Source organism: Paenibacillus hubeiensis (assembly GCF_032334105.1).
Lineage (GTDB): Bacteria > Bacillota > Bacilli > Paenibacillales > Paenibacillaceae > Paenibacillus > Paenibacillus hubeiensis.
Genome location: NZ_JAVYAE020000001.1, coordinates 1,270,955 through 1,291,960, shown reverse-complemented (window position 1 = coordinate 1,291,960; position 21,006 = coordinate 1,270,955). Strand labels below are relative to the sequence as shown.

At 52.2% G+C, this 21,006-nt stretch carries 21 protein-coding genes; 18 read left to right on the top strand and 3 right to left on the bottom strand.

Translation table 11 applies throughout. The features are described 5' to 3' along the window. The first annotated feature begins 12 nt into the window (after positions 1-12). From RSX24_RS06215 to RSX24_RS06205, 3 genes are read left to right on the top strand one after another with little or no spacing between them, the layout of a single operon-like run. Positions 13-1,086: a pilus assembly protein gene (locus tag RSX24_RS06215; protein WP_343259996.1), complete on the top strand. Its 1,074-nt coding sequence runs from the start codon at positions 13-15 to the stop codon at positions 1,084-1,086. 18 nt (positions 1,087-1,104) lie between these two features. After that, positions 1,105-1,608, top strand: a complete 504-nt coding sequence (locus RSX24_RS06210; protein WP_343259995.1) for an A24 family peptidase — start codon at positions 1,105-1,107, stop codon at positions 1,606-1,608. A gap of 31 nt (positions 1,609-1,639) precedes the next feature. Further along, complete coding sequence (locus tag RSX24_RS06205; RefSeq protein WP_343259994.1) at positions 1,640-3,442, top strand: DUF6382 domain-containing protein; 1,803 nt, start codon at positions 1,640-1,642, stop codon at positions 3,440-3,442. Here RSX24_RS06205 and RSX24_RS06200 read toward each other — a convergent pair. Together RSX24_RS06200 and RSX24_RS06195 are read right to left on the bottom strand one after the other, a co-directional pair. Further along, entirely contained in the window at positions 3,434-4,333 is a 900-nt protein-coding gene (locus RSX24_RS06200; RefSeq protein ID WP_343259993.1) for a TIGR01777 family oxidoreductase, read from the bottom strand. The two genes, RSX24_RS06205 and RSX24_RS06200, sit on opposite strands and share 9 nt — an antisense overlap. A 175-nt stretch (positions 4,334-4,508) precedes the next feature. Beyond that, a complete protein-coding gene (locus tag RSX24_RS06195) occupies positions 4,509-4,976 on the bottom strand; it encodes a DUF2621 domain-containing protein (protein WP_236415388.1) in 468 nt (155 codons plus the stop codon). A 170-nt stretch (positions 4,977-5,146) separates the two neighbouring features. On the opposite strand from RSX24_RS06195, the gene RSX24_RS06190 reads away from it, so the two are divergent. The 7 genes from RSX24_RS06190 to RSX24_RS06160 all read left to right on the top strand — a co-directional run bounded on the left by RSX24_RS06190 (position 5,147) and on the right by RSX24_RS06160 (position 13,019). Continuing rightward, positions 5,147-6,274: a deoxyribonuclease IV gene (locus tag RSX24_RS06190; protein WP_236415386.1), complete on the top strand. Its 1,128-nt coding sequence runs from the start codon at positions 5,147-5,149 to the stop codon at positions 6,272-6,274. Positions 6,275-6,295: 21 nt separating this feature from the next. Further along, positions 6,296-7,189, top strand: coding sequence for a formyltetrahydrofolate deformylase (purU, locus tag RSX24_RS06185; RefSeq protein ID WP_236415065.1), 894 nt, complete (start codon positions 6,296-6,298; stop codon positions 7,187-7,189). A 476-nt stretch (positions 7,190-7,665) separates the two neighbouring features. After that, positions 7,666-9,708 (top strand): transketolase, encoded by a 2,043-nt coding sequence (tkt, locus tag RSX24_RS06180; RefSeq protein WP_236415063.1) that lies wholly within the window; start codon positions 7,666-7,668, stop codon positions 9,706-9,708. A gap of 53 nt (positions 9,709-9,761) precedes the next feature. Then, entirely contained in the window at positions 9,762-10,079 is a 318-nt protein-coding gene (gene ppnP / locus RSX24_RS06175; protein WP_236415061.1) for a pyrimidine/purine nucleoside phosphorylase, read from the top strand. A 176-nt stretch (positions 10,080-10,255) separates the two neighbouring features. Continuing rightward, positions 10,256-11,611: a glucose-6-phosphate isomerase gene (locus tag RSX24_RS06170; protein ID WP_236415059.1), complete on the top strand. Its 1,356-nt coding sequence runs from the start codon at positions 10,256-10,258 to the stop codon at positions 11,609-11,611. Between the two features lie 167 nt (positions 11,612-11,778). After that, positions 11,779-12,411: a YigZ family protein gene (locus RSX24_RS06165; RefSeq protein WP_236415057.1), complete on the top strand. Its 633-nt coding sequence runs from the start codon at positions 11,779-11,781 to the stop codon at positions 12,409-12,411. A 5-nt stretch (positions 12,412-12,416) separates the two neighbouring features. Next, on the top strand, positions 12,417-13,019 hold the full coding sequence (locus RSX24_RS06160; protein ID WP_236415056.1) for a TetR/AcrR family transcriptional regulator: 603 nt from the start codon (positions 12,417-12,419) through the stop codon (positions 13,017-13,019). Positions 13,020-13,169: 150 nt separating this feature from the next. Here the strand turns inward: RSX24_RS06160 and RSX24_RS06155 are convergent, their stop codons facing one another. Next, entirely contained in the window at positions 13,170-13,571 is a 402-nt protein-coding gene (locus RSX24_RS06155) for a secondary thiamine-phosphate synthase enzyme YjbQ (protein WP_343259992.1), read from the bottom strand. Between the two features lie 311 nt (positions 13,572-13,882). Between RSX24_RS06155 and cysT the strand changes: the two genes are divergently transcribed. The 8 genes from cysT to clpP all read left to right on the top strand — a co-directional run bounded on the left by cysT (position 13,883) and on the right by clpP (position 20,924). Further along, complete coding sequence (gene cysT / locus RSX24_RS06150) at positions 13,883-14,698, top strand: sulfate ABC transporter permease subunit CysT (RefSeq protein ID WP_236415054.1); 816 nt, start codon at positions 13,883-13,885, stop codon at positions 14,696-14,698. Then, positions 14,695-15,492 (top strand): sulfate ABC transporter permease subunit, encoded by a 798-nt coding sequence (locus RSX24_RS06145; RefSeq protein WP_343259991.1) that lies wholly within the window; start codon positions 14,695-14,697, stop codon positions 15,490-15,492. Before cysT ends, RSX24_RS06145 begins: the two co-directional genes overlap by 4 nt. Before the next feature lies 1 nt (position 15,493). Continuing rightward, the gene (locus RSX24_RS06140; RefSeq protein WP_236415052.1) at positions 15,494-16,558 is read left to right on the top strand and encodes a sulfate/molybdate ABC transporter ATP-binding protein; all 1,065 of its coding nucleotides are present in this window, start codon (positions 15,494-15,496) and stop codon (positions 16,556-16,558) included. A 93-nt stretch (positions 16,559-16,651) separates the two neighbouring features. After that, complete coding sequence (locus tag RSX24_RS06135) at positions 16,652-17,719, top strand: sulfate ABC transporter substrate-binding protein (RefSeq protein WP_343259990.1); 1,068 nt, start codon at positions 16,652-16,654, stop codon at positions 17,717-17,719. Positions 17,720-17,883: 164 nt separating this feature from the next. Continuing rightward, positions 17,884-18,330: a hypothetical protein gene (locus RSX24_RS06130; RefSeq protein WP_236415050.1), complete on the top strand. Its 447-nt coding sequence runs from the start codon at positions 17,884-17,886 to the stop codon at positions 18,328-18,330. 177 nt (positions 18,331-18,507) lie between these two features. Further along, a complete protein-coding gene (locus RSX24_RS06125) occupies positions 18,508-19,302 on the top strand; it encodes an MBL fold metallo-hydrolase (RefSeq protein WP_343260070.1) in 795 nt (264 codons plus the stop codon). 92 nt (positions 19,303-19,394) lie between these two features. Next, complete coding sequence (locus RSX24_RS06120) at positions 19,395-20,324, top strand: RNA polymerase sigma factor (RefSeq protein WP_343259989.1); 930 nt, start codon at positions 19,395-19,397, stop codon at positions 20,322-20,324. 18 nt (positions 20,325-20,342) lie between these two features. Continuing rightward, positions 20,343-20,924 carry an ATP-dependent Clp endopeptidase proteolytic subunit ClpP gene (gene clpP / locus RSX24_RS06115; RefSeq protein ID WP_236415048.1) on the top strand — a complete coding sequence of 194 codons (582 nt, stop codon included), beginning with the start codon at positions 20,343-20,345 and terminating at the stop codon, positions 20,922-20,924. Positions 20,925-21,006: the final 82 nt, after the last annotated feature.

Genomic DNA, 21,006 nt, shown 5'->3' with positions numbered 1-21,006 from the left:
CATGGAGGGAACATGGACAAGCAACTCCATCGAAAGCAGCAATTTCAGCAGTCGGGCAAGGCATGGCGAATGAGAGGGAAGCTGCACTTGCGCTGGACTCTTACGATTTGGCGGAAGAAGGATCAAAGGAAATCATTACGGGCAAACATGCCAATGGCTCCGTTGCCCCAAGAGCAGGGGAGCATCGTTTTGGAGGCTTCGTTGGTGCTGCCGGTATTTCTCTTCTTCGTCATGTTCCTTATATATATCGTGCAGATGACGCTTATTTCCACTTCATTGCAAAGTACGGCGGGCGAGGCGGTGAAGCAATTGGCTGCCCAGATCTATCCGGTCTCGCTCGCGTTCTCGCCCGGCGATTCGGCCGGAGGTGGGGATGAAGGGGGAGGCTGGAAACTGCCAGGGCTGTCTCTGGAGGAGTGGGCGGAAAAATACGCTTCTTCACTTCCCGAGCCTCTCAACGACTGGGTTCGAGCGGCAGCCGCCCGCGGCGAACAGCCTTTACAGGAAATCAAAACTTCCGTTTTGGAATCGGTGCTTGATCCAACGGTAAAACCGATGCTTAAACCTTTCATTAATGAACGTGTCCTTGATTATGAACGAATTCACGTGAACGGTATTTCCCTTCCCGATCTTCGCAATAAGCAGAATCCTTATTTTATGGTGGAATTGAGTTATGAGCTTCCCGTTAAGGTTCCTTTTTTGGGCAAATCGTTACGTATCCAGGCTGCCGCGGCCGAACGTGCATGGATTGGAGATACGGGAGAAGGCTCTGGCGGCTCCGGTGAGGGGGCTAATTCGGCAAGTTCAGCAGCGGTTGTATTGTCCAAACCGGAGCCGGCGTACGTTGGCAACAAAGCCACGGTGAAAGTCAAGGTGGACCCCGGGATAAGCGCGAACCTTACGATTTTTTACAAATCCGGCCAGAGCACGGCCAAACACATCGGTTGGGCCACGGCGGACGAGAATGGTGTCATCGAATGGAACTGGTTCGTCGGCACCCGGACGACGGAAGGCACATGGACGTTTGTGGTCGAGACGGCCGATGGCGCAGTGACCGAAACCAGTTTTGACGTGGCATCCAAATGATTGAAGGGAGGGCGGAGCATGGAATGGTTTTATCTGGTTTGCGGCCTGGTCGTAATGGCAGCCTTCGTCACCGATATTCGGTCGATGAAGATTCCGAATCGTCTCACCTTGCCTGCGATGTTGGTGGGGACGGCGGCACATGCCGCTTGGGGCGGCTGGGATGGCTTGCTCTTCTCGGCCGCGGGATTTGCCGTATGTTTTGCAGTTCTGTTTGTGATGTATGCCATCGGTGCCGTGGGCGCGGGGGATGTGAAGCTATTCGGAGCAATCGGGTCCTGGACCGGGCTGTTGTTCGGCATTCATGTCGTCGTTTATTCCGTGTTGTATGCGGGCGCGATCGGGCTTGTCATTGTGTTGTTCCGAAAAGATGCGGCAAGGCGATTTCGCAGCATCGTTGGCGGCCTGGCCGGCTTCTTCCTATTGGGTTCGATCAGGCTGGTCGGCAAGGGGAAAACGCTGAAATTTCCGTTTATGCTGGCGGTATTGCCCGGATTTGTCAGCACTTATTTATATTTGATGTAGATCGGCTGAGGAAGGAGGAAGGAATAGAACGATGTTTGGATTGACGAGGGATTTTGTTCGCAACGGCGGTGTGTTCATGGTGCTGGAGAGGCCCAATGGGTTGCGGATGGACGAGTTAAGCAGCGTGCAGGTCGGAATGCTGGCCTCCAATCGCATTGCAAGAGTGTTGCCGGTCCATATCCGCGAAGTGGATCTTAAGGTGACTCTTCAATATGATATCGCGGGATTCAAGATGCTCTCCCATGCGTTGAAGACGGAAAAGATCAAACTTCACGTGCTGTACGGATTGTTGTTCCAGATCGCAGACACGCTATTGGAGAGCAGGCAATATATGCTGGAGTCATGCAAGTTTATTCTGCAGGAGGATTATTTGTTCGTTAACGGGTCGCTCGATCAAGGGGGAATCGGCATGATTTACGTTCCGATCCAGGATGCAGTCCAGACAGATATACCTCAGCAATTTCGGGAGCTTGTTATCCGTTTGATGGCCCATGTGCAGCAATTGCAGGGTGAAGGGATTCAGCGCGTGCTCCAGTTATGCCATGAAGAGAGCTGGGATATCAGGCACCTTCGGGAGCTGTTGCTGGAATTGTATGCGAACGGGCAAAAAAGCGAGGATGATCCAGAGAAGACAACTGCGTCCTCCGTTCATCCGGCTGCCGTGTCCGGAATGGAGGCGAAGCTTCATGTTGTGTCCCATGGCACGCATCAAGGTTTGGAATCGGAGCCGGAGTCTTTCCTGTTCAAACGCAAAGGCATAATGTCTTCAGCTTTGGAAACGGGACAGCCGCAGCCCTTTTTGCCGCGATCCGGCGAGCGTTCTGCCGTAGAATCGGAGAAGCCATCCAACCATGACTCGAAGAAGAGGATGTTCAAGCGAAGCTCTGTGGATTCAGGTGAGGACCAGAACCTTGAGACGGACGTGGATGACGAAAGTAAAGATGCGGGGTCTGCCAAAGTGACATACATCGCTTTGGGCTGCATGGTAGGCATGGCTTTGATATGGAGATTCATTTACATGGAACAGCCCGGACAGATGGAAATGATGGTATCTTCCGCTCTGAGCATCATCCTGCTTGGGGCAGCAGTATGGGCGTGGAAAGGGCGAGGGAGGTTTTCGTTTCCTGCCCTGGGTAAACGCCAACGGGAAAGCGGCGGCGAAGAAGAGATGTTTCAGGAAAGCTGGCGTTGGAACAATCAAGCAGGCCATGCAGGTCCGTTTACAGCCCGCCGAAGCGATGACCCCAGCAAGTTGCAAGATCCATTGCCGGGGTCAGACGCCGCCCCGGAAGGTCCGCATCTGAACACGAATGTTCATCGCATGGATATGCCGTATAATCGTCGGCAGGGAAGCATGGTACAGGATTTGCCGCACCCGCATTTTTCGGACAAAGAACAGTTACAGGATTCGGCAGCATCCACAGAGAACAGCATGCGTTTTGACGTGTCCAGAGAAGCTACCGTCAATTTGCAATCCATGAAAGAAGCCGGCGGCTTCAAAGGCGCAGACACGGGACTGCCCCTGTATTATTTGGAGCGTAGATCCCCTGCAGGGGAGCCGGGCGAGCGGATGGACATAAGGGGAGCCTCGTTTGTTATTGGAAGGTCGACAGACATGGTACAGTGGGTTGACGCAGCGGTCGGAGTATCCCGTGCGCATGTTGAACTGAGCAGGAACAAAACCGGTTATGCCATTAAAGATCTCGGTTCCGTGAACGGAACGGTCCTTCAGGGGCAGCTGCTTGCCCCTTACAAGGAATATCCGCTCCATGACGGAGATTCCTTCATTTTGGCAGAGTCCGTCTACACCTACCGAGCGGTCCAATCAGTGTAATTTAAGGTCTTCCAACGCTTCTTGCAGCGTCGGATAAGTGAACAGGAAACCCTGATCCAGCGCCTTTTGGGGAATGACACGCTGCCCTTGCAGCACAAGCATAGACATTTCCCCTACCAGTGCCTGGATCAGGAAGCCCGGTACCGGAAACCAATGAGGCCTGCGAAAGACCTTTCCGATGGTTTTTCCAAATTCGTCATTCGTTACCGGATGCGGTGCAGCCGCGTTTACCGGACCGAAAATGGCTTTGTTTTGCACCGTGAAATCAATAAGCCTCACCATATCGTGAATATGAATCCAGCTCGTCCACTGCTTGCCGCTGCCCAGTTTGCCGCCAAATCCAACCAAGTAGGGCAGCTTCATGAGTGGAAAAGCCCCTTTGTGACCCAACACCAGACTGATCCGGATGAAGGCAAGCCTTGTGCCTTTAATTTCCTTGGAGGCGGCTTCCCAGCGTTCCGAAACGCGTGCCGGAAAATCCGCTGCATGAAGGGGACTGTCCTCGTCAAAGGTTTCCGTTGCCGATGTTCCATAGATCGCCATGGCAGAAGCCTGCACGACCACCTCCGGTTTGCGTTCAAGCGAAGACACGAGGCGGGCCACCTTGGCTGCGGTCGTTACGCGCGACTCCAGAATCCGCATCTTGGCGCTGCCCGTCCAGCGTTGATTCAACGTTTCTCCCGCAAGATTAACCAATGCATCGAAGCCCTCCATACGTTCCGGCTGAACTTCAAGCTGTTCCCAGGATACATATTCCAGATTCGGATATGCCGCTCGTTTATTTTCCGGCAGCTTTCGAGTGATGATCATGATATGGTGATTGGACTTCAGCCAGTAATCCGTCAATGCGCTTCCAATAAATCCGGTTCCGCCGCAGATGGCAATTTTCATAGTGGGCACTCCCTTTTGCGTATCTATCGCAGGTATTCAACAACAACGATCATTGGAAAAAAGCCCCGATCGGTAAGAATGAACTGAAACTTGACCTGCCGGAGCCTGTGTGGGATTCTATTCGTTTATCATGAGGAGTCACCAAAAAGCGACGTTCTTAAAACCTTATCCTTTTTCATTTGTTCATCAAATGTTCGTAACGCGAATAATCAATTTCGTTTTTTTGCAAAAAACGGACAAGAAACTTATTGTCCCGCTTGGGCGTGGCGATAATATATCCCTTGATGCAATGGTCGCGGGTGACTTCGGAAGCTTTGCTTTCGATGGCGATTCTGCCGATTTCAGCCGCAATGGAATGCTTCGCGATGTCCCTGAACGGTCCGGGCACCGGCTCCACCAGCTGATCCAAAAAGGCTTTGGCGTCGTCCGTCCATAAATGCCGGCTGGTTTCGACCCAGTGATTTTGCCAATCCAGCTTGGACTTGCCGTCCGCTTTGGGCAATACCTTCAGAAATTTGCGCATCATAAAAAAACCGCCGATACACATGCTGCCTAACAGGATAACTGTCCAAAATGCGATCGTGTTCATAAACCAGTTGCTGGGCGAGCTGCTAGCCAGCGTCAAAACAAGTGGATCGAACATCACTGTAAAAGGTCACCTCGGTTCATTGAATTTTGCGAAAGAAACCCTCCGCTACCCATGTTCCGGAATGCTGTTAAAAATAGCCTGTATTCCGAATTATATCGCATTTCTAGATTTATTTCGATAATCGCGTTAGAATAGGGGATAACTCAAACAAAGGGGGATGAATGATGCTTAAAATAGGCTCTCACGTGTCCTTTTCGGACAAGGGATTATTGAGTGCAACGAATGAGGCGTCCTCGTACGGCTCAAGTTCGTTTATGATATATACGGGTGCTCCGCAGAATACGCGCCGCAAGCCCATTGAATCCATGTTCATCGAAGAAGGCAAACAGGCCATGCAGGCTGCGGGCATGGATGAAATCGTAGTGCATGCGCCGTATATCATTAACCTGGGCTCTTACAAAGAAAATACGTACGAGCTGGCCGTCAGCTTCCTGCAGGAAGAAATTCGGCGGACGCATGCCATCGGCGTGAAAAATATCGTGCTGCATCCCGGTGCTTTCACCGACAAGGATGCGCATTACGGCATTGAGCGCATTGCTCAAGGCCTGAACGAGGTGTTGGACGGCGTGAAGGAGACGGATGTCAATATCGCTCTGGAAACGATGGCCGGCAAAGGCACGGAGATGGGACGCAGCTTCGAAGAGATCGCACAGATTATCGAAAAGGTCAAGCATAACGAACGATTGACGATCTGCATGGATACATGCCATATTCACGATGCAGGCTACGATATCGTGGGAGATTTGGACGGCGTGCTCGAACAATTCGACAGCATCGTCGGACTGGATCGCATTGCCGTCATGCATATCAATGACAGCAAAAATCCGGTGGGCGCACGCAAGGACCGCCACACCCCGATCGGCTCGGGATGGATCGGGTTCGAAGCGATTAACCGGGTTGTGCATCACGAGAAGCTTCAGGGGCGTCCGTTCATTCTGGAAACCCCGTGGATCGGCAAAGATGCCAAGACGCAGCGCCCGATGTATGAGGTGGAAATCGCTTTGCTGCGCGGTGATGTTGCCGGCCGTTTCGGCCAGTCATTTTTGGCTGAAGTCGAGCAGCTGCATCACTTCTTCGAAGGCAAGGAAATCAATCCGCGCTCTTATATTCTCGATGTATGGAACTTGCTCAAAAATGATGCCAAAGCTAAGAAGGCCGATCCGCGCGAGCCGCTGGAGCGCCTGTACGACATGGTGACGGAATCTGCCCTGTTCCCGGATTTGAGCGAGGAACAACTGAATCATCGTTTGATCGCCTGGCTGGCCGGCAAAGAGCTGCTCGTCACGGCTTAATTTAAGGAGGAAAAGTACCCGATGGAGATTCATGCCAAACAATTACGTCCTGATCAACAAAACCGCGCCGACCGGGCGCGGATGCTCATTTCCTGTCCGGATGGACCCGGAATCGTAGCAGCCGTATCGCATTTCCTGCACCAGCACGGTGCAAACATCGTTCAGTCCGACCAATATACGATGGACCCGGCCGGAGGCATGTTTTTCATGCGCGTCGAGTTCGATCTGCCGCAATTGTCTGACAATTTGAACAAGCTTGAGACAGACTTCGCCGAAGTGGCAGGCAAGTTCCGGATGGAATGGACGTTGACGGCGGTGAGCCGCAAAAAGAAACTCGCCATTTTTGTATCCAAGGAAGACCACTGCCTGGTGGAGCTGTTATGGCAATGGCAGGCCGGGGACCTGGATGCCGATATCGCCTTGGTCGTAAGCAACCATTTGGATATGAAAGATTACGTGGAATCTTTCGGTATCCCGTACCATCACATTCCGGTTACCGCAGAGACCAAGCCCGAGGCGGAAAAACGCCAGCTGGAAGTCATCGGCGACGATATCGACGTGATCATTCTTGCGCGTTATATGCAAATCATCTCGCCAACGTTCATTGAACATTATCGCAACCGGATCATTAACATTCATCATTCGTTCCTTCCGGCGTTCGTCGGCGGCAAACCGTATGCTCAGGCATACAAGCGCGGCGTAAAAATCATCGGAGCGACGGCGCATTATGTTACCGAAGAGTTGGATGGCGGACCGATTATCGAGCAGGATGTGCAGCGTGTAAGCCATGGTGACGACGTGAACGAATTGAAACGCATCGGACGCACCATTGAACGCGTCGTGCTGGCACGGGCAGTGAAGTGGCATGTGGAGGACCGGGTGCTGGTTCACGAAAATAAAACGGTCGTTTTTTAACCTTATAGTTTAGTGCTGTGCAGGATTAATCTGCAATTGTAAAGCCATGCATAATGGCTGTTGAAGGCGGCTCCCGTTCATTGAGAGGGGAGTTCGTCTTTTTTTATGGCATTGTTCCACAAAGAGTATGGTTTTCCGGTTTCGGGTTATACTTCATCCGATGGAAGCATGGGGCGATCCGAGTTGTGGAGGAATGTAAGGGGATCGGCATGGTCTGGGCAAATTTGGTATATGGCGGGCAATTTGCGCCCCAAAGCTGAGCGGAAGCCACTTTCACGATCTCCAACGACCGAATTTCCCTGTTCGCCGAAAAGAGGTTATGGAAAAGCGCCTCGCCAAGTGATACAATACAAAAGTGAATAAGTCAAAATGAAACACTCAAGCGGATTTACTTATTGTTATATACGGTTTGCTTGTATGATGAGAGGGATTCGCTTGCGCACCCGACTTATCTAAAGACATGAGGAGGACAAACCATGACTGACAAGAACGAAGCGATTCAAAAGGACGTAAACAGCACAATCGACAACCTGTCGATCACGACGGTTCGTACACTGGCGATTGACGCCATCGAAAAGGCAAAATCCGGACACCCGGGCATGCCGATGGGTTCCGCTCCGATGGGATACCAGCTCTTTGCTAAAACGATGACACATAACCCGGCTCACCCGACATGGGTAAATCGGGACCGTTTTGTGCTGTCCGCAGGACATGGTTCCATGCTGCTGTACAGCTTGCTGCACCTGAGCGGTTACGACCTGCCTATGGAAGAACTGAAACAATTCCGCCAATGGGGAAGCAAAACGCCTGGTCACCCGGAATTCGGGCACACTGCGGGTGTTGATGCTACGACAGGACCACTCGGCCAAGGGATTGCAATGGCTGTAGGTATGGCTATGGCTGAAGCACAACTCGGCGCAACCTACAACAAAGACAATTTTGATGTAGTTAACCATTATACGTATGCGATCTGCGGCGACGGCGACCTGATGGAAGGCGTATCCCATGAAGCGGCTTCGCTTGCCGGACGCCTGCACCTCGGCAAACTGATCGTATTGTTCGACTCCAACGACATCACGCTGGACGGCGAATTGAACCTGTCTTCTTCCGAAAGCATCGCGAAGCGTTTCGAAGCATACGGCTGGCAAGTGCTGCGCGTTGAAGACGGCAACGACCTGCCTGCAATTGAAAAAGCAATCCAGGAAGGACAAGCGGAAAGCATTCGTCCTACACTGATCGAAGTGAAAACCGTGATCGGTTACGGCAGCCCGAACAAACAAGGTAAAGGCGGCCACGGCGGTACGCACGGATCCCCACTGGGTGCGGAAGAAGCCAAACTGACCAAAGAATTCTATAAATGGGTATACGAAGAGGACTTCTACGTGCCTGCTGAAGTTCGCGACCATTTCGCGCAAGTGAAAGAGCGCGGCATCGCGGCAAACAAAGCTTGGGACGAGAAATTCGCCGAGTACAAAAAAGCATACCCTGAGCTGGCAGCTCAGTTCGAATCGGCAATCAGCGGCGAACTTCCTGAAGGCTGGGATCGCGATCTGCCTAAATACGCGGCCACAGACAAAGCGGTATCCACACGCGTGGCATCCGGTAACGCCCTGAACGGTCTGGCACCTAACCTGCCTTATCTGACAGGCGGTTCTGCCGACCTGGAAAGCTCCACAATGACACACCTGAACAACATCGCCAACTTCACGCCAGAAGATTACTCCGGTCGCAACATCTACTTCGGTATCCGCGAGTTCGGCATGGCTGCTGCGATGAACGGTATGGCATTGCACAGCGGCGTAAAAGTATTCGGAGGTACGTTCTTCGTATTTACCGACTACCTGCGTCCGGCTGTACGCCTTGCAGCTCTGATGGGTCTGCCTGTAACGTACGTTCTGACTCACGACAGTATCGCTGTTGGTGAAGACGGACCGACTCACGAACCAATCGAGCAATTGGCTTCCTTGCGCATCATTCCTAACCTGACGGTCATCCGTCCGGCTGACGGCAATGAAACTTCCGCAGCATGGGCTTATGCGCTCGAAAACAAAAACAACCCGGTTGCGCTGGTGCTGACTCGTCAAAACCTGCCGATCCTCGAAGGAACGGTAGAAGGCGCACGCGAGAACGTAAAACGCGGTGCTTATGTTGTGTCTGATGCGAAAGACGGCAAAGCCGTTGCTCAAATCATCGCTACAGGTTCCGAAGTGCAGCTGGCTGTCAAAGCTCAAGCCGCGCTGGCTGAAGAAGGCATTCAAGTTCGTGTCATCAGCATGCCGAGCTGGGATTTGTTCGACAAACAAGACAAAGCATACAAAGAATCCGTCCTGCTGCCTGATGTCAAAGCACGTCTGGCGATTGAAATGGCTCACCCGATGGGTTGGGAAAAATACGTTGGCGACCAAGGCGACATTCTCGGAATCAGCACATTTGGTGCATCCGCGCCTGGAGACCGCGTCATCGCAGAATACGGCTTCACTGTGGAAAACGTGGTTAGCCGCGTAAAAGCATTGCTGTAATAACCACAGCGCTTAAGATAACGTCTATTTAACTTCAGGGGGAGCGGGTACGAATGTCACAGTTTGATCAAGTCAGCGTTGTTAAAAAGGCCAACATTTATTATGAAGGCCAAGTAACCAGCAGAACGGTAATTTTGGGAGATGGCAGCAAAGTCACTCTGGGCATCATGCTTCCAGGCAGCTACGAGTTCGGTACGGATTCCCGCGAAATCATGGAGATTCTGTCCGGCGACCTGAGAGTGTTGCTCCCGGGCGAGGAAAACTGGCTGGAGATTCAAGGCGAAGCCACATTCCATGTGCCTGCCAATTCCAAATTCAAACTGGAGATACGCAGCGTTACCGATTATTGCTGCTCGTACCCGGCGGAATAACACAATAAGGGTAAGCAGGGCCTTGCGAGCAAGGTCCGGTTTACCCTTTTTACTTCGTTTGCCGGATGACAAAGTTGGTTTCGCAAGCTTGTCAGCCCCGTGGATTTGCAGTATCCTAATGCTAAGTTGATTCATTGAAACGGACCAAACACATATAATCAGGAGGGTTTAATATCATGGCTAAAAAAGTGACCTTTGACTACAGCACTGCCCTGCAATTTGTAGGCCAGCATGAAGTGGATTATTTTGCTGAACCGATCCGCCTGGCACATGAGCAGCTTCATAACGGTACAGGAACGGGTTCCGACTATCTGGGATGGATCGACCTGCCAACCGCTTACGACAAAGAAGAGTTCTCCCGCATCCAGAAGGCAGCCGCCAAAATCCAAAGCGACTCCGATGTACTGATCGTAATCGGTATCGGTGGTTCTTACCTTGGTGCACGCGCAGCGATCGAAATGCTGACACACTCCTTCTACAACAATTTGCCAAAAGAAAAACGCAAAACGCCAGAAGTTTATTTTGCAGGCAACAACATCAGCTCCACTTATGTGAGCCATCTGCTGGACCTGATCGAAGGCAAAGACTTCTCCGTGAACGTCATTTCCAAATCCGGTACAACAACGGAGCCAGCAATTGCTTTCCGGATCTTCCGCGCTGAACTGGAGAAAAAATACGGCAAAGAAGAAGCTCGTAAACGCATTTATGCAACAACGGACAAAGAGCGCGGCGCTCTCAAAAAATTGGCTAATGAAGAAGGTTATGAGTCCTTCATCATTCCGGATGACGTGGGCGGACGCTATTCCGTGCTGACGGCTGTCGGATTGCTGCCAATCGCGACTGCAGGCATCAACATCGAAGAAATGATGCAGGGCGCGGCTGACGCTTCCAAAGAATACAGCAACCCGAACGTAGCCGAAAACCAAGCCTACCAATATGCAGCCGTTCGTAATGCGTTGTATCGCAAAGGCAAAGGCACGGAAATTCTCGTAAACTATGAGCCATCCTTGCATTTCGTGTCCGAGTGGTGGAAACAGCTGTACGGCGAGAGCGAAGGTAAAGACTTCAAAGGCATCTATCCTGCCTCCGTCGACTTCTCGACAGACCTGCACTCCATGGGACAATTTATCCAGGAAGGCAGCCGCAATATCTTCGAAACCGTAATCCAGGTTGCTGAAGTGGCGGAACACATCTCTATCGCAGCCGATCCGGACGATCTGGACGGACTGAATTTCCTGGAAGGAAAAACGATGGATTTCGTCAACAAAAAAGCATTCCAAGGAACGTTGCTGGCGCATACGGACGGCCAAGTGCCAAACCTGATCGTCAACATTCCGGATATGACTCCATATTCGTTCGGTTATCTGGTATACTTCTTTGAAAAAGCATGCGGCATTAGCGGATATCTGCTGGGTGTCAATCCTTTTGACCAACCGGGCGTTGAAGCTTACAAGAAAAACATGTTTGCATTGCTGGGCAAACCAGGCTATGAAGAAGAGAAAGCAGCGCTGGAAGCGAGACTTTCCGAATAATTCATCGTTTTGCTCATATAGATTGGTTATAAAGGATGGAACAGCATTCCGGATTTAGGCAGCTTCGGCTGCCGAGGTCCGATGTTGTGAACACAGGGCAGTTCGTCCGCGTTTACGCGGGGAACTGCTTTGTTGTAAAATGGATCAAATCAGAAAGTTGGAACGACATGCTTGAACGTTATCGTACGGTCCGCGGACCGGGAAACAAGGAAATCGTCATAAAGAAGTCGCGTTTCATCGGGCATATCATGCCGGTGGAGACTGAAGAACAGGCCATTGCTTTTATCGATGAAATCAAGAAAAAGCATTGGAATGCCACGCATAACTGTTCAGCCTACATGATTGGCGAGCGGGATGAGATTCAGAAGCAGTCCGATGACGGCGAACCGAGCGGTACGGCGGGCAAGCCGATTCTTGAAGTCATCCGGAACCAGCAATTGAAAAATGTGGCCATCGTTGTCACGCGTTATTTCGGGGGAATCATGCTCGGCGCCGGTGGGCTCATCCGTGCATACACGGATGGTGCGGTTGCAGCCATCGAAGCAGGAGAAGGAATTACGCGGGTTCTGCATCGCGAAGTATTCGTAGAGCTGGATTACACGTGGCTGGGCAAAGTGGAGAATGAATTAAGGAGCCGGGAAGTCCGTACAGGTGAAACGAGTTTTACCGATAAGGTTACGTTGACTTGTCTTCCGCCGGATAGTGAGACCGAGGCATTCATCGCCTGGATCACGGATTTGACGCAAGGGCAATCCCGGGTCACGGAGGGACAGCGGCTTTATTTTATTGAAGGGGAATAAAATATATGGCTAGAAGAGCAGTCGAACAGGAGTTGTCGAGGGAGCGGATACTGGAGGCGGCGAGGCATCTTTTTATAACCAAAGGATACCGCGCCATTTCGATGCGGAGCATCGGCCAGCATCTGGGCTATAGTCATGGGTCGCTGTATTACCATTTCAAGGAAAAGGCAGAACTGTTTTATGCCATCGTGGTTGAAGATTTCAACCACTTGGGACATCTGCTGCTGCAAGCCATGGTCAGGCCTAGAACGAGCGAGTTGACCAAAGTGGAGCAGATCATGATGGAGTTCATTCGTTTTGCGCTGGAAAATCCGTATCAGTATGAGATCATGTTTATGATTCGGGATGAGGAATTATTGTCTTATTGCAGGACGGAGCAGGGACGCTGCTTCGAATTGTTTGCCTCCATTGTGCGCCAATACATGAAAGAGGAAGGCTGCCCGGAGGAAGACATTCAATGTGTGCCAAGGACATTGTTTCTGTCGATGCATGGATTTATCTCTTACTATATACAAGACCGATTGACGTTTGCCGAGATCGAAGCAGCAGCTCTGACACATGTAAAAGTGTTATGCCGCAATCTTCAACACCAGCCTGGCGTCCAATAATGGCGCTTTCGTCACACTTCATACTTCAGGGCGGTGAATTGTCATAACATTAATTCTTTATTACGTTATCTTACGAAAGTTAATATGCAGAAAAGAAAAGAGCAGGCGGTTTATGGCCCGAATGAGGGCGGACCGCCTGTTCGTGTTTGTTCAGCCCTCCATGATTTTGATAAAATATTCCCTGGAACGAGGTCCGTCGAATTCGCAAAAGTAAATGCCTTGCCAGCGACCCAGCAGCAACCGCCCTTCATGAATGATGATCGTTTGTGAAGGTCCGGTCGTTATGGATTTAAGATGGGAAGCGGTGTTTCCTTCAGCATGCAGGTATTGCGGATGCTCCCAAGGGTAGACTTCATCCAGGCGCAGCAGCACGTCGTGTTTTACGTCAGGATCCGCATTTTCGTTGATGGCAATGCCTGCCGTCGTGTGCGGGCAGTAGACGAGCACGGTGCCGTACTGCACGCCGCTTCTGCGGACAACCTGCTCAACCTCGCGCGTAATATCCTTCATTTCGTCCCGTCTTGTTGTGGACAGATTCATCGTTTGCAGCATGGTGGTGACACTCCTTTTCATTTACATATCCACGATTTGAAATGGTTTTGCTTATAAGACAGATCATCTTTATTACATACTCAAATTGTACCTTAATCCAGAGCGTTGAAACAAACCGCTGAACCCCAGCAATTCTTCTCGAAAAAGCATTGACGACCTGTACTGTAAACTGGTAAAGTATCAGATAAGTCAAAACCAAGTAGACTAATGGGAATAATATTAAAGGAATAAAAACCAACTAAGGGAAATCGTTGTATTCAGCGGAAAGAGCGCCGACCGGAGTAAGCCGGAGGCTGGGAGGGAATGCAGTAATGAATACCGTTCTTCGTCATAAAGGATGGACTTGGGGATTCCGCAGTACCGTATTGTTGTATTTCATAGTGTTGATCGTGCTTCCGATCATTGGCGTCTACGTGAACTCATTCTCTGAGGGATGGGCCAATTTTGCGGAAAGCGTGATGGACCCGATTGCCTGGAAAGCCGTGCTGTTGACTATACGGCTGGCGGTGATTGCTACGCTGATCAACGTGGTTATCGGCACGATGGTTGCCTGGGTGCTCACGCGTTACCGTTTCTGGGGCAGATCGCTGCTTAACAGTCTGGTGGACCTGCCTTTTGCACTCCCGACGGCGGTGGGCGGATTAATGATCATGCTGCTGCTCGGTCCGGTAAGCGCCATCGGCAAGTTGGCCGAATCGCTCGGGTTCCAAATCGTATTTCATCAGCCGGCCATCGTCATCGCGATGACGTTTGTGACCTTTCCTTTTGTCATCCGTGCGGTCCAGCCTTTGCTGGAGGAAATCGATCCTTCTGAAGAAGAAGCGTCCTATACGATGGGAGCATCCAAGGCCCGTACCTTTATGCAGGTGATTCTGCCATCGATGCTGCCGGGCATGATTAGCGGAGGCATGCTCGCTTTCTCCAGAGCCCTTGCCGAATTCGGGGCCGTCGTACTCGTGGCGGGAAACATCCCGGGCAGAACGCTGACCGCCTCCGTATTTATTTACGGGGAAATCGAGAGCGATAATCCGACCGGAGCGGCAGCCGTCTCGGTGCTGCTGTTAACACTGTCATTTCTGATCCTCTGGCTGATCAATCTGGTGCAGATGCGGGGGAGAAGAAGATGAGAAGACTGTTGATCGGACTTACCTTTCTGGTATTCATTATTTTGCTGATTATTCCGCTTGGACGGATTATCATCGGTGCATTCGAAGATGGTTTCGGAGGATTGCTGGATGGGCTGCTGCGGCCTGAAGCGCTGCATGCGCTAATGATGACAGGGCTGGTCGTGCTCGTTGTCACGATGCTGAACACGTTGTTCGGCATCATGATGGCGATCTATCTGGTTCGTGCAGGATGGCTCAGCGATCGGATCAAAGGTTTGCTGAACAGCATCGTGGACCTGCCATATGCCGTATCGCCTGTCATCGGCGGATTGATGATTGTATTGCTGCTCGGACCGAACAGCATCATGGGCGGTTTTTTTGAGGGGATCGGTTTCAACGTGGTCTACGCTTTCCCCGGAATGGTCATTGCGACGCTGTTCGTCACGTTTCCGCTCATGGTCCGCGAGGTGATGCCTGTGCTGCAGGAATTGGGTTCTCAACAGGAAGAGGCTGCATCTACCCTGGGGGCATACAGCTGGCGAACCTTCTGGAGCGTGACCTGGCCTTCGATCCGCTGGGCCGTCATTTATGGGCTGGTGTTGACCGTGGCCCGTTCTCTCGGCGAGTTCGGGGCCGTGCTTGTCGTATCCGGCAATATCATGAACAAAACGCAAACCGCAACAACGCTTGTCTATCAGGACGTCGAAAACTTCAACGTTTCGGCCGCCAACGGGGTGGCATTGGTTCTCGTAACGTTTTCCGCATTACTACTGCTCATCATGGAATGGGCCAAGAAGCGAAAGGAAGTGCATTGAGATGCATGTTGAGGTTCGGAATCTGAACAAACATTTCGGTCAGTTTCATGCGGTCAAGGATGTCTCGTTCGATATTGCCAAAGGTCACTTGATCGGCCTGCTCGGTCCGAGCGGCGGAGGCAAAACGTCGATTTTGCGCATGCTGGCCGGCCTCGAAAGCCCGGACTCCGGAGAGATCCGTTTTCACGGAAACGTGGTGAATCATTTGCCTCCACAGGAGCGCGGCATCGGATTCGTATTCCAGAATTACGCGTTATTCAAGCATATGACCGTATTCGATAACATCGCTTTCGGGCTCAAGGTCAAAAAGACGCCCAAAGCGCAAATTCGCGATCGGGTCATGGAACTGGTCGAGCTGACCGGACTCAAAGGGTTCGAGCAGCGTTATCCGCACCAGCTGTCCGGCGGACAACGCCAGCGCGTGGCGTTTGCGAGAGCGTTGGCGCCGGAGCCGCAGCTGCTTCTGCTGGATGAGCCGTTCGCCGCCATCGATGCCAAGATCCGCCAGGAGCTGCGCTCTTGGCTGAGAGAGCTGATCGAGCGCGTAGGCATTACGTCCATCTTTGTTACCCATGACCAGGATGAGGCCATCGAGGTGGCGGACGAGATCATGATCATCAGTCAGGGACGGGTCGAGCAGAAGGGCACGCCGTGGGACATTTACAAAAACCCGCAGACCCCTTTTGTGGCTACGTTTATCGGCGAATCGACCGTGGTTGAGAATGCTGCCGAGCTTAAAGGTTTTGAACGAGCGGCGCAAGGAGAAGCTACCCGGGCACTGATTCGTCCGGAATATATCGAGATCGGTCTCGAGAACGAATTCACGATGCTGTCGGCAACGGAAAAAGGTACCGTAAAGCATCTTCATTTCCGTGGCAGCGAATGGATGGTTGAAGTGGAAGTGCGAGGCCACAAGCTCATTACGTACCGCTCGTTGGAGAAAACAACGCTGGAGATCGGGCAGGAGATCCGGGTGCTGGTGCATCGGGCCTATCTGTTCAACGATTCGGACAGCTGGGTTGTGGAAAATGCGCTCAAGGAAGATCCGATGCCGGTCATGATTTAGGGATGAATGATTGCTCGGTTCAAGTAACCGATCGACAACCATATGTGATTGCGAGCAGTCAACTAAGCTGAATTTTGAAAAGAGGGACTGTACATGCAGACCAGGAAAAAAAGCATCGCTCTGGTATATGCCGCATTGTTATTGTTGTTGGTCTGCGCGCTGGCAGGTTGCAGCAACCGGCAGGAAACAGGCGAAGCAGCGGATGGCTCCTCCGCAGAAGCGAAATCGGATACGCTGGTCATTGGGGCATACAGCGTCGTCAAAGATGCTATGGCGGAATTGCTGCCGAAGTTTCAGGAGGAATGGAAGGCCAAGACGGGCAAAACCGTTCATTTCCAGGAATCCTACGAGGCTTCGGGCACACAGGCGAGAGCCATCGTGGGCGGATTCGAGGCGGATGTCGCGCTTTTGGCCATGGAAGGCGACGTTGACAAGCTGGTCAAAGCGGATCTGGTGGAGCCTGAATGGAAGCAGTCACCTTACAACGGCATGATCACGCGTTCCATCGTGGTGTTGGGCACGCGCGAAGGAAATCCGCTCGGCATTCAGGACTTTGAAGATTTGACGAAACCCGGCGTCAAGGTGCTGTATCCTAACCCCAAAACGTCAGGCGGAGCCCAGTGGGACATCAATGCCATTTACGGCGCTGGATTGAAACAGTCGGAGGAGCAGGAAGGCAAGAAAGACCCGGCGGCCGCGAAGGCGTTTCTGGAGAAGGTACATCGAAATGTGGAATCGCTGGACAAGAGCGGCCGGTCGTCGATGGCAGCCTTCGAATACGGCGTGGGCGACGTCATCGTAACATACGAGAATGAGCTGCTCGCCCGGATTGCCAAAGGAGTAAAGTATGATATCGTGGTGCCGAAAGATACGATCCTGATCGAAAATCCGGCGGTCGTCGTGGACAAATACGCGGACAAAAACGGAAAACGCGAGTTGGCGGAAGCTTTTGTGGCCTATCTGCGTACACCAGAAGCGCAGCGCATTTTCGCCAAGCACGGTTTTCGTGCGGTCGACCCTGACGTTTTTGCGGAGACGGCATCCGAATTCCCGGTTCCCGAAGGTTTGTTCGACATCGACTACCTTGGCGGATGGGATGAGGTTCGGAATACGCTGTATTCCAAACGCGGCGTATGGTACCAGGTGCTGGCAGGCCTATAGAAGCGGCAGTCGGATCATACCGGATCATCATGGAGCCTCCAGCACCTCGCTGGAGGTTTTGTCGTTTGGCTGCGGTCGGGGCATTTTTTGTACCTGACGGAACGAACAGGCTATAATGAATCGGGACGATGAACATAGCGTTATTACAGGAAGGTGTGAATGGAATGAATACTGAAGTCAAATTATCACAAAGCACGGCGATCCGCGTGGAGCATGCACGCATCAACGGCATGTCGGATGCGGCCATACTGGAGGCGATTCGGACGCAGAACGCGTCCGGCTTCGATACAGTGGCTGACGATTATTACGTGTACGACGAGTTTCTGTCCTATGCTGCAGAGCATGGCGAGCGTCTGGAAGAAGCCGTGAAGGACGGGTACCGAATGACCTTTAATACTCGTGGTGGACTCGGCATTTGGCTGGAGAAAGCCTTTGGTTTGAAGGCCGATCAAGACTTCACCGTAGGAGAAGGCATCGTGACCGGTTTGCGCCTGAAGCCGGAACAAGCCGAAATACTGGCACGGCGATTGGCAAGCAATTGGATCGTCGCGGAATCCGTGGACGTGCCCGCAGGAAAGGAGCTTACGCTGAAACTGCGCGCCTTGGCATAGTCTCAGGTAACGGCAAGCAGCAATACATAGCAAGGTTATTCGCGAAGAGTCAGAGGATCATCCCGATGCGGAAGCGGTACCGCATCAGGGTGGTCTTTTTTTGCAAAAAAGCGAGGATGACATATAATCAACAGTAGTTAAGATGGACGTGACGAGAGGGGAATACGAATGAGTTGGATGAATCGGCTGACATTTATAGGCACAGGTGATGCGATGGGCGTTCCGCGCGTATACTGCGAGTGCGAGATTTGCATGGAAGCCCGGAGCACAGGCATCAACCGACGCAGGCGATCTTCCGTGCTGCTTCACGGTACAGATGATGAGAGCAGGATCCTGATCGATTGCGGACCGGACTGGCGGTCCCAGATGGAAGGGTTGGATCTCCGAATGGTGCATACGCTGCTGGTCACCCATGCGCATTTTGATCATATCGGAGGTTTGCCGGAATGGGCCGATGCATGCCGCTGGCTTGGGGTTAAAGGACGGTTGTATGCACCGCGCGAAGTTATTGCGGTCATTCAAGGTCAATTTCCGTGGCTGTCCAGGCATATGGACTTTCTGGAAACGGATGAGGGCATTGAGCTGGGTGGATGGAAGATTTTTTCATGGAAAGTGTGCCACGGCAAAAACGGATATTCTTATGCATATCGATTGGAACGGGAAGGGTACCGCTGGGCCTATTGCTCCGATGCCATCGATTTGAAGCCGAACGAAAAGGAACCGCTGCACGATCTGGACGTGCTGGTGCTTGGAACGAGCTTTGTGCATGAGCAGGCGGAATTCTCCACACGCTCGGTGTACGATATGCGCGAAGCGCAAGAGCTGCTCGGCGAGGTAAAGCCGGGGCATGCTTATTTCACCCACATGTCCCATGATGTGGATCTAAGGAAAGATTACGGCTTGCCTGGCGGTATTACGCTGGCTCGTGCAGGAATGACCATAACGTTGGATAAGGGAACGGAACCTTGTTGAAAAAAAATCGCTAATCTGCGTATCCTTTGCGGACCGCTGTTCGTTTACAAGATGTAAGACCAATCAGGAACCAACAAAGGGGGGCCCCTTACATGGCCTTTGTGAAGTCCGTCGATTGCAGAATCAACAGACCACTTGATGAACAAAAGCGAAATGCCAACCGAAATATGAACCACGGCACCAAACCGGTCACAATGTCTGCATTTTCTGGCGATCCGGGAATTTCGACCGGGAATGCGCAGCAGGAGACAGGCATAAACCAAGCGCCAGCGGCAAGTCTGACCGAATCGCTTGGTTCATTGTATGCCTATTGCATGACGCTGACGGGTTCCGTCTGGGAGACGGAAGATCTGGTGCAGGAAACGTGTCTTAAAGCATGGTCCTCCCCATATGCCGGGCAGAAGGATGCGAACCCGGAAATGAACTGGGAGGCCTATCTGGTCCGCACGGCGCGAAATACATGGATTGATCAGCTTCGCAAGCGTGCACGTTTGTCACGGAAGCTGGACAGCCTGAAACCGCTGCTTGCGGACACGGAGCACGAAGAACGATTTGAAGACCTGGAGCTGGCGGTTCGTTTACTGGTAAACGGTCTGCCGCCATGGCAAAGGGTCATTTATATGTTAAGGGATCTGTTGGGATATACGGCGGCAGAGACAGCGGATTTGCTGGATACGACGGAGGGAGCGGTCAAAGCTGCCCTGAGCCGGGCTCGAGCCGCGCTTGCAAAGATCAGGCAAAGGCTGCATGATTCGGGTTCCGACGATCCGTCGGCCGGCCCGGGTTATGGATTGCGGGAAAATGAGCAAGGCGCAGAGCAGCTGCGCAGCTATTTGAGGGCGTTCCGCACCGGCGATGCTGTGGCGCTAATCGATCTGTGCCTGAACCGGAGCGATGACCCGATGGCCGTCGCCGGCACGATTTTGCAGGCTCTGCCGTCTCAAACGATGCAGCCTGTGCTGCATGGCCAGGATGCTCCGCGCATGTTTGGGGCAGGCTCGGCCGTCTGCATGGTTGCATAAACCGAGGAGGCGACAGGCATGAACGTAGTACCATATGTAGTGGAGCAGACAGCCCGCGGAGAGCGCAGCTATGATATTTACTCCCGATTGTTGAAAGATCGCATTATTATGGTGTCCGGGGAAATCGAGGACCAGATGGCGAATGCCATCGTGGCACAGCTGTTGTTTCTGACCGCAGAGGATCCAGACAAAGATATCCAGATGTACATCAACAGTCCGGGAGGCTCGGTTACAGCCGGGTTCTCGATTTATGATACGATGCAGTTTGTGAAACCCGATATTTCCACGATCTGCACAGGCATGGCGGCCAGCTTTGGCACGATATTGCTCGTCGGAGGCACCAAAGGCAAACGGATGGCTTTGCCGAACAGCGAGATCATGATCCACCAGCCACATGGCGGCACGCGGGGCCAGGCGTCGGATATGCTGATTCATGCGAACCGGATCATCCAGCACCGCCAGCGTTTGAACCAACTGCTGGCAGATCGCACGGGCCAGCCGCTGGATCGCATCGAGAAGGATTCGGACCGGGACTACTTCCTGACTTCGGCGGAAGCGGTGGAGTATGGATTGATTGACAAGGTGATTTCCGGAACCTGATCAAGGAACGGAGACGCTTCAACCATAACAATAACCCGAGGGGTCGCGATAACCGGACCATTCGGGTTATTTGTTTATCGTG